The organism is Clostridium sp. AF29-8BH, from assembly GCF_003478145.1.
In the GTDB taxonomy this organism is placed as follows: domain Bacteria; phylum Bacillota; class Clostridia; order Lachnospirales; family Lachnospiraceae; genus Otoolea; species Otoolea fessa.
This window is the reverse complement of record NZ_QUEL01000026.1, coordinates 25,213-39,180: the sequence shown is the minus strand read 5'-3', so window position 1 is coordinate 39,180 and position 13,968 is coordinate 25,213. Positions and strand designations below refer to the sequence as shown.

Annotated in this window: 11 protein-coding genes and 1 pseudogene; 11 read left to right on the top strand and 1 reads right to left on the bottom strand. The window is 38.5% G+C overall.

The window, feature by feature from the left end; genetic code table 11:
- The first annotated feature begins 57 nt into the window (after positions 1 to 57).
- From DWZ16_RS13175 to DWZ16_RS13130, 10 genes and pseudogenes are all read left to right on the top strand, one after another.
- On the top strand, positions 58 to 489 hold the full coding sequence (locus DWZ16_RS13175; RefSeq protein WP_147353427.1) for a hypothetical protein: 432 nt from the start codon (positions 58 to 60) through the stop codon (positions 487 to 489).
- Positions 486 to 1,241, top strand: coding sequence for a hypothetical protein (locus tag DWZ16_RS13170; RefSeq protein WP_147353426.1), 756 nt, complete (start codon positions 486 to 488; stop codon positions 1,239 to 1,241). The genes DWZ16_RS13175 and DWZ16_RS13170 overlap by 4 nt, the downstream gene beginning before the upstream one ends.
- Before the next feature lie 16 nt (positions 1,242 to 1,257).
- Positions 1,258 to 2,208, top strand: coding sequence for a glycosyltransferase family 2 protein (locus tag DWZ16_RS13165; RefSeq protein WP_118472836.1), 951 nt, complete (start codon positions 1,258 to 1,260; stop codon positions 2,206 to 2,208).
- A gap of 32 nt (positions 2,209 to 2,240) precedes the next feature.
- Positions 2,241 to 3,496, top strand: a pseudogene (locus tag DWZ16_RS13160) (nucleotide sugar dehydrogenase).
- Positions 3,497 to 3,526: 30 nt separating this feature from the next.
- A complete protein-coding gene (locus tag DWZ16_RS13155; RefSeq protein ID WP_118523008.1) occupies positions 3,527 to 5,887 on the top strand; it encodes a YfhO family protein in 2,361 nt (786 codons plus the stop codon).
- Entirely contained in the window at positions 5,877 to 6,860 is a 984-nt protein-coding gene (locus DWZ16_RS13150) for a glycosyltransferase family 2 protein (protein WP_118472833.1), read from the top strand. The genes DWZ16_RS13155 and DWZ16_RS13150 overlap by 11 nt, the downstream gene beginning before the upstream one ends.
- A 134-nt stretch (positions 6,861 to 6,994) precedes the next feature.
- Positions 6,995 to 7,810 carry a nucleotidyltransferase gene (locus tag DWZ16_RS13145; protein WP_412694353.1) on the top strand — a complete coding sequence of 272 codons (816 nt, stop codon included), beginning with the start codon at positions 6,995 to 6,997 and terminating at the stop codon, positions 7,808 to 7,810.
- A gap of 144 nt (positions 7,811 to 7,954) precedes the next feature.
- Positions 7,955 to 9,079 carry a hypothetical protein gene (locus DWZ16_RS13140; protein ID WP_243022034.1) on the top strand — a complete coding sequence of 375 codons (1,125 nt, stop codon included), beginning with the start codon at positions 7,955 to 7,957 and terminating at the stop codon, positions 9,077 to 9,079.
- Positions 9,080 to 9,264: 185 nt separating this feature from the next.
- Positions 9,265 to 10,089 carry a hypothetical protein gene (locus DWZ16_RS13135; protein WP_118523007.1) on the top strand — a complete coding sequence of 275 codons (825 nt, stop codon included), beginning with the start codon at positions 9,265 to 9,267 and terminating at the stop codon, positions 10,087 to 10,089.
- 117 nt (positions 10,090 to 10,206) lie between these two features.
- Positions 10,207 to 11,796, top strand: coding sequence for an AAA family ATPase (locus DWZ16_RS13130; protein ID WP_118523006.1), 1,590 nt, complete (start codon positions 10,207 to 10,209; stop codon positions 11,794 to 11,796).
- Between the two features lie 100 nt (positions 11,797 to 11,896).
- Here the strand turns inward: DWZ16_RS13130 and DWZ16_RS13125 are convergent, their stop codons facing one another.
- Positions 11,897 to 13,282, bottom strand: coding sequence for an MATE family efflux transporter (locus tag DWZ16_RS13125; RefSeq protein WP_118523005.1), 1,386 nt, complete (start codon positions 13,280 to 13,282; stop codon positions 11,897 to 11,899).
- A 155-nt stretch (positions 13,283 to 13,437) separates the two neighbouring features.
- Here DWZ16_RS13125 and DWZ16_RS13120 point away from each other — a divergent pair, with 155 nt between their 5' ends.
- Complete coding sequence (locus DWZ16_RS13120) at positions 13,438 to 13,674, top strand: hypothetical protein (protein WP_022360338.1); 237 nt, start codon at positions 13,438 to 13,440, stop codon at positions 13,672 to 13,674.
- Positions 13,675 to 13,968 lie beyond the last annotated feature (294 nt).

The window sequence follows — 13,968 nt, the reverse complement described above, 5'->3', positions numbered from 1 at the left end:
AAACAATAATATATATACTTCCAAATGAAACCAATTCAGAAGAATATAAGGAATTCTATGGAACAGATAAATGAAGAGGGAGTATATCCAAGAATGTTTTATTCTGGAAAAGATAGTGCAGCACAACGTTTAGATAATTATTCAGAGGCTATTTATTTAAATGTAGCATATGCTTCGAATCAAAAGAATGTATTAAATTTAGCGATGGGAGATTATAGAGCGTCTTTCAAAGGAATGAATCCTCTGGAAGCATTAAATCAATTAATTTTGAGTGATGGAAATGAGAAAGTTTCATATAGAGACTATGCTAGGCATTGGATGGGGAGTGAGGTGTTTATTCGTCCATTGTTGATGTTTTTTACATTACCTCAAATTAGATTGATTTACCAGGCCGTATTTATAATTTTGATTTTTTGTACTTGCCGAATTAGTGAGAAAACATTTGGTAAAAAAATTGGATTTTCTCTTTTGATGGCTTATTGTCGGTGAATATGATTGTTTTATGTTCATCAAGTAATTTCCTTGTAAGCTTTTTTGTAGCATTAATAGGTATAATAGTTGTTTGCAAAAAAGACTATGATGAATCGGCTACAATGTTCGTTGTAGGTGGAGTGACTAGCTTTTTGGATTTATTAGTGACGCCAATGGCATCATATACATTAGTTATGAATATGTTATTGATAAAGAGAGATGTTAAACATGAAAATGAACAGATAAAAGACAAGTTTGTCTTTTTGTTAAAGTGTAGTGCTTCTTGGTGTATAGGATATCTTGGCTTGTGGATGAGTAAATGGATTTTATCATCAATTATCCTAAGAAAAAATATTATTTTAGATGCTTATTTGGAAACAAAGAAATATGGAATACAATCATCTGAGTATGATATGAAAAGCGGCAGAGATGTATTAGAGCTTATTTCAAAAGAGATAAAGCAAATATTTCCAATAAACTTAATTGCTTGGAATTCATTGTTTGGAAAAATATTGATTATGATGCTCATTTGTATTTTGTTGTTTTTGTTATATAGAATTTTCAAGGAAAAACCGAAATATGTATTTTGTTTATTAGTAGGATGTGCTCCGTATGTATGGTTTTTAGCATGTCCGGGGCATTCTTGGGTTCATTTTTGGTTTACATATCGTTCGCAAGTAGGAACAGTGTTTGCATTTGTGTTCGTTTGTTTTAATGTGTTTTTTATAAAAAATAATAAAAGTGAAATATTACAAGAAACACATACGTGAAGATAAGGAGAGCGATATGGATAAAATAGCAGTATTAATCCCATGTTTTAATGAGTCTCAAACGATAGAAAAAGTAGTTTCCGATTGGAAAAGGGAGCTTCCGGAAGCTGTTATATATGTGTATGATAATAATTCTAGTGACAATACAGCTGATTTAGCAACCAAAGCAGGAGCTGTGGTTAGGCATGAGTATTCACAAGGAAAGGGAAATGTCATACGACGGATGTTTAGAGAGATTGATGCTCAATGTTACATCATGGTTGATGGAGATGATACCTATCCAGCGGAATACGGAAAACAAATGGCAAATTTGGTGCTCAAAAAAAGAACGGATATGGTGGTAGGAGACCGTTTATCATCTACATATTTTGATGAAAATAAGCGTCCATTTCATAATTTTGGAAATTGTATTGTTAGAGGTTCTATTAATCGACTTTTTAAAACGGATATCAGAGATATTATGACAGGATACAGGGCATTTAGTTATTTGTTTGTTAAAAGTTTTCCGGTTCTGTCAAAAGGTTTTGAAATTGAAACAGAAATGACGATCCATGCAGTAGATAAAAATATGCGGATTGAAAATGTAATTATTGAATATAGGGATAGACCAGAGGGAAGCGAATCAAAACTTAATACATATTCGGATGGATTTAAAGTATTAAAAACGATTGGAAAACTGTATAAAAACTATCATCCACTGGGATTCTTTGGAAGAATTTCTACGATATTAATTTTAGCTTCAGCACTCCTGTTTCTTCCGATTGCTATTAAATTTCTTCAAACGGGGTTTGTCCCTAATTTTCCGACATTAATTGTTTCTGGTTTTATAGCCGTGACAGCAATTATATCTTATTTTGCAGGATTAATATTGGAAACGTTGACAGAGAAAGAACGACAAGAGTTTGAATTTCGATTGCAAGTAATTGAAAATTTGGAGAAAAGCATAAAGAATATAGACTTCAAATGAAATTAATTGTAAAAAAGAAGAGGCAATAGAAAATGAAAAAATTTGAAGATTTAAAAATCGCAGTAGCTGGCACAGGATATGTAGGTTTATCGATTGCAACTCTTTTGGCGCAGCATCATAAGGTAATGGCAGTTGATATTGTTCCAGAAAAAGTAGAGTTGATTAATAGGGGAAAATCACCAATCCAGGATGAATACATAGAAAAATATCTGGCAGAAGAAAAATTGAATCTTACAGCAACGCTTGATGCAAAAGAGGCATATAGTAACGCGGATTATGTGGTTATTGCTGCGCCAACAAATTATGATTCAAAAACACATTATTTTGACACGTCAGCAGTTGAAGCTGTCATTGAGCTGGTTATGAAATATAATCCGGATGCAATTATGGTTATCAAGAGTACCATTCCGGTTGGATATACAACCTCTGTTCGTGAAAAGTTTAATTGTAAAAATATAATTTTTAGTCCGGAGTTTCTTCGAGAAAGTAAAGCCTTATATGATAATTTATATCCAAGCCGTATTATTGTTGGAACAGATTTGAAGGATGATCGGTTAAAGAAAGCAGCACAGCAATTCGCAGAACTTCTGCAGGAAGGTGCAATTAAAGAAAATATCGATACCTTGATTATGGGCTTTACCGAAGCGGAGGCTGTGAAACTTTTTGCAAATACCTATTTAGCACTGCGCGTGGCGTATTTTAATGAACTGGATACATATGCGGAAAGTAAAGGATTGAATACACAGCAGATTATAGATGGAGTGTGTCTGGATCCCAGAATTGGCAACCAATATAACAACCCTAGTTTGGGTATGGAGGCTATTGTCTGCCGAAGGATACAAAGCAGTTGCTGGCAAATTATGCGGACGTTCCAGAAAATTTGATTGAAGCGATCGTAGAGAGCAACCGGACCCGGAAGGATTTTATTGCCGACCAGGTATTGAAATTAGCCGGATATTATGGATATGAGGATGATAACGAATTCGAAGAAGAGAAAGAAAAGAATGTGACTATCGGAGTTTACCGGTTGACAATGAAAAGTAATAGCGACAATTTCAGACAGAGCTCGATTCAGGGAGTTATGAAAAGGATTAAAGCAAAAGGGGCAAAGGTGATCGTATATGAGCCGACTTTAAAGGATGGAGAGACATTTTTTGGGTCACTCGTTGTAAATGATCTGAGTAAATTCAAACAATTAAGCCAGGCGATTGTAGCAAATCGCTATGACAGTTCGCTGGATGATGTGAAAGAAAAGGTTTATACAAGAGATATTTTCCAAAGGGACTAGAAAAGTATTTATTGCACAAGGAGAGCATGGATGTGCACAGCATATAAAGAAAGAAAAAAGATTGATTTTAACAGATATCCTGAGCTGGAGGCATTTATAATGTGTGCTTTGATTGCCGGAATCATTATGATCCCGGCAATGATTTTAAATCATGGATATTTTGCACTGTCAAATGATTTTTCGGCAGAGGAAATTCCGTTTGGAATGCTGATGAACAGGGCAATCAAGTCGGGAGAAACTTGGAGCTGGGGAATTGATTTGGGAGGAAATCTACTAGAATCATTTGGCTTTTATAATATTGGAAGTGTATTTTACTGGATTTCCCTTTTGTTCCCGGCAGAATTGTATCCACGGGTAATAGGATGGCTATTTATATTAAAGATTGCGGTCGCAGGATATTCATCTGCATTGTGGATGAAAAGATACTTACATAAAAAAGATGCTATATTGATAGGCGCGATGTTATATGCATTTTCGGGAGCACAATGTATTAATATTGTTTTTTATCATTTCCAGGATGTGATAGCGTTGTTCCCATTTATGCTGGCTGCCTTGGACAAAATGATATTGGATAAAAAGAAGGGATGTTTTGCACTGGCATGTGCCGTGAATTTGTTATGTAATCCGATATTTTTCTGGGGCACTACCTGCTTTACAGTTTTATATTATATTTTCCGTTTTTTACTTCCAAATTTGCGTGAAAAAGGACAGATAAAAAATATTTTAACTTGTTTCTGGGAAGGAATTTTGGGATGCCTGATTTCGGGTGTGATTGTAGTTCCGACATTTTTGTCCATGATGGGAAATAAGCGGGCAACTGCTGTTTTACCAATATCGGACTGGTTTTTAATGACGGTAAAAGAATGGCTGATTGAAGTAGGGGCTTTCTTTTTTCCAGCGGAATCAATGGATTCATATTCTGCAATTGTGTCTAATGACTGGGGAAGCTGGGGAATTTACTTACCATTGTTCGGATTGGCTTTTGTATTGACATATATTTTTCATGAGAAAAATTGGCTGAGTTCTTTGATTAAATGTTGTTTTGTAATGGCAGTGATTCCAATTTTGAATAGCGTATTTATAGCATTTTCACCAGATAGATATGGAAGATGGCTGTTTATGTTTTCCTTACTTTTGTCTTTGGCAACGGCCGTAGTTTGTGAAAAAGCGGATAAATATAGAGATTCTTTAAAATATGGATTGATAATTTCTATGGGTGTCATTTTGACGTTTACAATAGCGCTATGCTGCTTAAAACGGATACATTATGACGGTATAGAAATTTTTCGGATTCACCGATTTGTGCTTAATATAATGAGTGCTGTTTTGGGAGTGGTGGTGCTTGCAGCCATAATCAAAAACAAGCGTAGCGAGTGCACAAAAATATATAAAGGTGCTACTATCTTTTTTAGTGTATGTTTGTTGGGAGTAAGTGTTTTTGATTATCAGAATGGGGCGCTGGATAATACTGGGATAAATTTCCGTATTGAATCAAATCAGTATTCTAAAAATGTTTCTACTTATTTGACGGAGATTCCATCACTTTTGAAAAGGAATGTATTGCCCTACAGATATTATTTTGATGAGGGAATTGGATATACATACTATAATCTTAGTATGACAAATGAACTCCCATCAACGAATTCTTTTATAAGTACGTGCCATTCTTCTGTTTTTGATTTTTATCGTGCGCTTGGAATCAACAGAGGAAATATGTCTCCGGCTGGTCCGGTCGGAATGCAGGAATTATTGGGTGCCAGATATATCGTTACGATGAAAAAATTAAGCAATCTGAAATTGATAAAGCATATAAAGAATGCGAATAATCAAGATTTTTATATATATGCAAATCAAGCGGCGCTTCCGATGGGAACTTTATATGATTCATATATAACAAAGTCAGAATTTAACAAAGTTTCTGCGGAACTACGGGCTTTGGTCATGCTTCATACTTTAGTAATTGAAGATCAGGATGTAGAAAAAGTAGAGAAACAATTAAAACATGCGCCGGAATATATTGAATTGGCGGGGGAGGAGCTGCTAAAAAGAACGATACAAAATAAAAATCCTAATTCTAATTTTGAAACTAAAAAAAATACTTTAAATATTAGACTGGAAGCCGATAAGAAAGAATTTGCATTTTATAGCATACCGTATGATCGCTTTTGGAAAGTAAAGGTCAATGGATATGATGCAGAAATGTATAATTGCAATGGGTTAATAGCAATACCAGTTGAAAAAGGAGAAAATATAATAGAGTTTCGATACGAATATACACCCTTTAAAGTTGGAATATCTTTAAGTGCAGTAGGCTGTGTTTTATTTGCTTTATACGATCGCTTGCAAAAAAATGTGAAGCAAGAAAGAAGTAGTGAAAATAATGAAAAATAAACCTGTTTTATATATAATAATCCCTTGCTATAATGAAGAAAAAGTGCTTCCTATTACGGCGCCGTTGTTCAAACAGGAAATAATGAAATTAATCAATAGAAACATTATATCAGTTAAGAGTAAAATTATGTTTGTGAATGACGGAAGTAAAGATCAAACATGGAATATTTTATGTGAATTGGCAAAGAAAGATGATTGCTTTCTTGGTATATCACAAAGCCGTAATAGAGGACATCAAAATGCTGTTTTAGCAGGTTTGATGGAATCAAAGGATCAATGTGATATTACAATATCGATTGATTGTGATGGTCAGGATGATATCAATGCCATGGATTCTATGGTAGAAGAATATTTAAAAGGAAATGAAATCGTATATGGTGTGAGAAGCAGGCGGGATACAGACACTTTTTTCAAAAGGTTTACAGCGGAGTCTTTTTATAAGCTATTAAATTGGATGGGAGTGGAGGTCATTTATAATCATGCGGACTATCGTCTGATATCTTCCCGGGTTCTTCAGGAGTTTGCAAATTATAAAGAGGTAAATATTTTTTTAAGAGGAATGGTTCCCCTGGTTGGATTTAAAAGTACGATCGTATATTATGAAAGGCATGAGAGAATTGCAGGTGAGAGCCATTATCCTCTAAGTAAAATGCTTTCGCTGGCTTTTGATGGCATTACGAGTCTTAGCATTAAGCCGATTCGAATGATAACGGGAGTTGGTTTTGTTATTGCTGTATTAAGTTTTATCGGAGTGCTTTGGTCGTTTGTGGAGTATTTTATCGGAGAAACCGTAAATGGATGGGCAAGTATGACAAGTTTAATATGTTTTATAGGAGGTGTCCAACTGCTTTGTCTTGGTATTTTGGGTGAATATATTGGAAAGATATACTTAGAAGTGAAAGCCAGACCTCGCTATATTATTAGTGATAGAACGTATACTAAGACAACTATCTGTGAGGAAGAGAATAAATAACTTACTAAGATATAGAGAAATTCTATGGAGGAAAAAATGAACACAACCCTCATCATCATGGCTGCCGGCATCGGTTCCCGTTTCGGAACCGGTATCAAGCAGCTTGCGAAAATGGCTCCCAACGGGAGATTATCATGGATTTTTCAATTTATGATGCGAAAGAAGCGGGATTTACAAAGGTTGTCTTTGTGATTCGCAAGGCAATTGAGAAAGAATTCAAAGAAGTGATCGGAAACCGATTGTCTAAGGTCATGCCGGTCGAGTATGTTTATCAGGAGTTGGAGGATCTGCCAGAAGGATATGAGGTTCCAGCGGGGCGTGTGAAACCTTGGGGTACAGGACAGGCGATCCTGGCTTGTAAGGATATCGTGAAAGAGCCGTTTGTGATTATCAATGCAGACGACTATTATGGAAAGGAAGCATTTGTCAAGCTGCATGATTTTCTGGTTTCGGGAAAACATGAGGACGGAAAGATAGCTCTGGCGATGGCGGGATTTTCTCTGAAAAATACTTTGAGTGAGAATGGCGCTGTGACCAGAGGCGTCTGTGTGGCGGATGATACAGGTCATCTTGAAAAAGTAATTGAGACAACCGGGATTCAGAAGATAGACGGCAAGATTCGGTGCGATAATGCAGAAGTAGAAGGCTGGATTACACCAGACACGATGGTTTCGATGAATATGTGGGCGGGATATCCGGATTTTTTACAATATATTAGGGAAGGTTTTCCTAGATTTCTAGATCAACTAGGTGAATATCCAGAGAAAAAGGAATACCTCCTTCCGAATATCGTAGCGGAATTGCTGGAAAAAGAAGCGGCTTCAGTTAAGGTACTTTCTACATCGGATAAATGGATTGGAATTACTTATAAGGAAGACATTGAGCCAGCGCAGGAAAGTTTTAGTCAGATGATAACGGCTGGATGCTATCCGGAAAATTTATGGATATAATTAAAGAAGCAGAATTGTTACGAAAGGGAAGAAGTAGATTGTGGCAAGTTGGTTGTTTTACATAGCGGTCTTTTTGAAACAATTTTATATTTTTCCAAGCGCAATCTTGGGATTGCAGATCTGTTTTTCGCGGCTGCCTGTGTGATGACATTTTATGGAGCATGGAAGAACCGGACAAAATTATTTTACAGGGAAGATATCCCATGGGTTATTTTTCTGATTTTTGTCGCTATCATTAATGGAATCTATTTTATCCGGACTTCCAATCGGGAGTTCCCGCTGCATACGATGTATTGGATTTATTCCGCGTGTCTGATATGGATGTTCCGGACATTGTATTCAGATGGCTTTATGCGTGGTTTGTGCTGGATTTGCCGCATCAATATGGTATTTCAGCTGCTTGTTCTGTTCTCTGGGCGTGGGCGTTATTTCCATGAATCCTGGGGTGGTGCCCGGTTTATGGGAACCTTCAATGATCCGAACCAGTTTGCATTTTTTATCTTTACCATGATGCTGGTACTTTTTATGGGGGATCGGCGGAAAGCGATTTATACGGCGAAAACACGTATCGGCTTCTGGGGAATGTTTCTGTTGGGAGTGTTTTTGATAGGAAAGGCAAAATCAACGGGGATGTTTGTCGGTCTGCTTGTATTCTTTTGTGTGCTTATCGGACAGCTTTTCTGGGACAGATGCTGCCATTCAAAGCGGAAAAAGCTGTGGTGGATAGGCGGCGCGGTTTTTGTGGTGCTGTTGGCTGTTGGGGTATATAGGCTCCTGCCAGGGGCTGATTTTGATGTTTCCCAGACGAGCTACACGCTTCTTTCGCGGATTCAGCAGAAGATTTGGAAACTGGCAAATGGCAATCTTTATGATCTGCTTTATGATCGGAGTGCAGAACGCTTGGTATTGGAACCGCAGTATTTATTATATGGGGCAGGAGAGGGCTTTTTTGAGCGGTTTATTCCATATGATGGGTTTGAGAAGCTGCTGAGTCCGGGCGTGTTTGACGTATTTCATGTGAATGAGATTCATTCGAGTTTTTTTGATGTCTGGTTTTCGTATGGTATCATTCCGGCGGCGGTGCTTGTATATTGGATTGTACGAAATGTGATTCGATGTGATCGGGCACAGCGCGCGGCGGTGCTGGCATTGTTGGCGGAAAGTTTTACGCTGATGAATTGCCGACAGCCGTTTTTCTGGTTTGTGATTGTGATGGCGGGGATGAGCGGACGGGAAATGTGTGTGGATGAAAGAGCGACTGAGGAGTAAAAACTCAGCCGTTCTTTTTTATAAAGTGACCGCTTTGCTGGAATTGCTATTTTCATAGAATAGCATATGTAAGGGGAGGATGCAAGAAGAAAAGAAGTTGAAAAATAGATTGGGTAAATCTTTGCAAATTCTTTTTTGAAATGCTACAATACAAGAAAAATCTTTGCAAAGAGAAGTGAGAATTTATGATATTTTTAAAGCTAAAATATTATTTCAATAAATTCAAAATCTGCATCTATATATGTGGAGTCATTCTTGTCCTGTTTATGTTTGTGACATTGTTAAGACAAGTGAATCTTTTCACGCGAGCAGATTCTCAAACCCTATTAGGTATAATCGGAACATTGCTTGGAGCAGTTGTCGGTGCTGTTTTTTCATTGCTTGGGTCTATATGGGTCAACACACAGCAGCGAAAAGAAGAATTGAATAGGAAAAGAGCGCAGGAGATTTATCGACCGCTTTATGATGAACTTGTGAACATTCATAGAAACATATTGAATGAAAATCCATATCCTTCCATTATTGAATTCAGAGTGGGACACCAGACGATGATACCGCATCCACAATATGTTGAGTGGCAGAAAATAAAATTGGACAGCCGCTATCTTCAGACACCGACGGAGTTGAAGAGACAAATGGAGCGCCTGTTTGGGGCGCTGGCTGGTTATTTGACGAAACGAAAAGGGGCATCGGATGAAGTGAAGAGAATTCTTGATTCTGTTTTAGAGGAATTCAAACTGCCACCTTGCAGAATAGAAAATTTTGGAAGTGTGGTATTAGGGGATGTTATGAGTGGTAAAAGGAAGGGAATTTATGGAGAGAGTATGTATTTTATGGAAGAGGATGTGCCGGATGAAGCTGTCATAAAAAAAGTAAATGAACGCTTTTATGAGGTGGCGGATGAAAGCATAATTTTGAAGGACATGAAGGATGTTTATAATGGCTGGATGCGGGAAGAAGAGATGGCAATTAAAATATTGGAGTTGCTGATTCGGATGGCTGAGAAGTAGAGGAACGTTTTGAATGATGATCTTGTCATTCAAACTATCAAATGTTAATATTAATCATATAAATATGATTAATATTATGAACAGGCAAAGCAACAGCTTCGAAAGGAGTGTGTCAATATGGGGATTTTTGTGAATTCGGATAATTCAGCGTTTCAAGTTGCGTTGAATTCGGAAATCTATATTGATAAAACAGGTTTGTTGACGTATACCAATAAGGTGATGAATACATTGCAGGGATATATTTGCAATAGCCGTCCCAGAAGGTTCGGAAAGTCGATTACGGCGGATATGCTGACAGCGTATTACAGTAAGGGCTGCGATTCAGGGAATATGTTTTCTGGACTTGAAATTAGTCAGAGCCCGGATTTCAAGGAACATCTAAACCGATATGATGTGATTCACTGGGATATCCAGTGGTGTATAGGAGCTGCTGGGGGTGCCGACAGGGTTGTATCGTATATTACAGAGAAAACGATTGAGGAATTAAGAAAATATTATTCAGAAGCAATACCGAGTGACACGTGTTCGCTTCCAGAAGCACTGTCATTTATTTGTAATGCAACGAAGAATAAGTTTGTTGTAATTATTGATGAGTGGGATGTTCTGATTCGTGATATGGCGGCGAATTCGAAAATTCAGGATGAATATATAAGTTTCCTGAGGGGATTGTTTAAGGGAACGGAACCGACCAAGTATATTCAACTTGCTTATTTGACGGGCATTCTTCCTATTAAAAAAGAGAAAACCCAGTCGGCACTGAACAATTTTGACGAATTTACGATGTTGAGCGCGGGTCGCTTGTCTCCGTATATTGGATTTACGGAGGCGGAGGTGAAAGAACTTTCAGAACGCTATCAGGTGGAATTTGATAAGGTAAAGGCGTGGTATGATGGATATGTTCTAAAAAATTGTCAGGTTTATAATCCCAAAGCAGTTGTGAGTGTCATGCTAGATGGTGAATTTAAGAGCTATTGGTCGGAAACCGCGTCTTATGAGGCGATTGTGCCGCTCATTAATATGGATTATGACGGATTGAAAACGGCAATTATCGAAATGCTGTCTGGAGTTGAAGTGAAGGTAGATACATCAACATTTGGAAATGATATTTCGAATATTCAGAGTAAAGACGATGTGCTGACATATATGATTCATTTGGGGTATTTAGGCTATGATCAGACGAAAAAGATGGCGTTTGTTCCGAATGAAGAAATTCGGCAGGAGTTGACCAGGGCGGTAGAAAGTAAACGCTGGAATGAGATGTTTCTGTTTCAGCAAGAGTCGGAGAGGTTGTTGGATGCAACACTGGATTTGGATGAGAAAGTAGTAGCATCACAGATCGGGAAGATTCATGATGAATATGTATCTGTTATTCAATATCATAATGAAAATTCTTTGAGCAGTGTTCTCGCGATTGCTTATCTGAGTTCGATGCAATATTATTTTAAACCAGTTCGGGAACTACCGACAGGACGTGGATTTGCGGATTTTGTATTTGTACCAAAACCAGAGTACAAGAATGATTATCCGGCGCTGGTAATTGAACTTAAATGGAATCAGAATGCACAGACTGCGCTGCAGCAAATCAAAGAAAAGAACTATCCAGAATCGATTTTAAATTATATGGGAAATATTTTATTGGTTGGAATTAATTACGATAAGGTAAGTAAGGAACATACGTGTCGAATTGAAGCATATGGAAAAAATTAATGTATATTTTTGACATAGTAAAAACTATCGTTATATACAGCAATGGCTAAAAGTCCGCCCCACAAACTTTTAGCCATTTTCATTTAAATAAATAACCGCTCTATCTGTAAGAATCCTTCCCTTTCTGCAATCTCGTCAATTCTCTCCAAATCGTCAAAAGCATCGTTCCAAAGCAGGCAATTCCGCCGACAAAGTTGGAAATCGGTTCGGCGGCGAATACGCCGTTGGTGCCCATTCCGAACATATCTGGCAGCAGGATTGTCAGCGGAACGACGATGATTACTTTTCGGAAAATAGAGAAAAAGATCGCTTTTTTGGATTTGCCCAGACCGACGAAAATCGACTGTCCGGAGAATTGGAGCGACATCATAAAGAATCCGAAAAAGTATAAGCGGATCGCTGGAATACCTGCTGCGATGAGTTCGGCATCCTGGTTAAAAATGCGGATAAAGAATGCCGGGAAACCATCGACGATCAGCCAGATACCGGTCGTATATAAAATTGCAATAAAAGAGGTAAAGACGATCGCCTTTTTAACGCGTCCGTATTCTTTTGCCCCATAATTGAAACCGAGCACCGGCTGGGCGCTGTGGGTGACGCCGGTTACCGGAAGAGTTGCAATTTCACGGATGGAGTTGATAACGGTCATAACGCCGACGTAGAGATCGCCGCCGTATACCTGTAAGGTTGCATTGCACATGATCTGGACGGTGCAGTTGGTGATCGCCATCGTAAAACCGGACAGACCGAGACCGACGATTTTCCGGACTCTCTGCGCGGAAAGATGCATGGAAGAACGTCTCAGTTTCAGAATCGTTTTGTCACTGGTTAAAAACCGCAGAATCCAGATAGCGGAGAGAAGCTGCGACAGGATGGTGGCGAGCGCCGCGCCGCGGATTCCCATGTGAAGCACAAAGATAAAAATCGGGTCGAGCAGGATATTGGCGGCAGCGCCTAAAAGGACGGTCATCATGCCGATGCGCCCGAAGCCCTGTGAATTGATGAGCGAGTTCATGCCAAGTCCGACCATCACGAACAGGCTGCCGAGCAGATAGATCGTAATGTAAGCATTCGCATATGGATAAGTAGCGTCGCTGGCGCCGAACAGATACAGCATTGGTTTGCGGAATATCAGGCAGAGAAGGGTCAGAAGCACACCTGAAATGAGCATCATGGAGAAGGAATTTCCCATGATTGCCTCGGCTTCTTTGATATCCCCGCGCCCGCGTTCGATCGAGCAGAGCGGCGCACCGCCCATGCCAAACAGGTTGGCAAATGCGATGACGAGCGTGATGATTGGCAGCGAAAGTCCGATGCCGGTCAAAGATAAGGTGGCATAATCGGGTATGCGCCCGATATAGATGCGGTCGACGATGTTGTACAGGACATTGATAAGCTGCGCCAGCGTCATCGGGATTGCGAGATTCATGATATTTTTAACGATACTTCCTTTGGAGAAATCGTTCTGTGTATTGGAATTACTCATACAAACTCCTTTTTTCTTGCGTTTGGATACAACCTGATATTATAATAAAGCAAAAGAAATTTGTCCAGAGAGAAAGACATTCAAAAAAGGAAGTTCGATATTGCACAAATAAGAGATTTGTGCTATTCTCAAAGAAAACGAAAGGGGTATGTATTATGCCGAGAGGACCAAAACGTTCTGCATTAGAAGTAAACAAAGAGAAGCTGGCAGCGGTAGAAGAGAAGCTGGCTAAATTAGAAGAAACCGTTAAAGCTCTGAAAGCAGAGAAAAAGGAATTAGCGGCTGAGATTCGTAAAGCTGAATTAAGCGAATTACTGGATGCGATCGAAGAGAGCAATTTAAGCGTAAACGATGTTCATGAGTTTATCAAACAGAATTCTGAGCAGAAATAAATTACAAAGTGATAAATCATTGTATTCAAAGAATGAAAAGAGAACTGGAAATTAGGGACAGCCTGGTTTCTGGTTCTTTTTTTGTTTTGTGAAAAAACGTTTGTAAACGAAATATATGAAAGAATGCCGGTGCCGAAACAGAGGGTTGTTTGAATCGGATTTGAGCCGGGATTGGCGGATGAAATCGGCTTAATGATAAAAAGGAACCGTGCAAAAGAAAGGTGCATATGCTACAATAGGAATATTCAATCAGAGGAACTTGAGATGACTTCTTTGATCAAACCGGTACCTCAA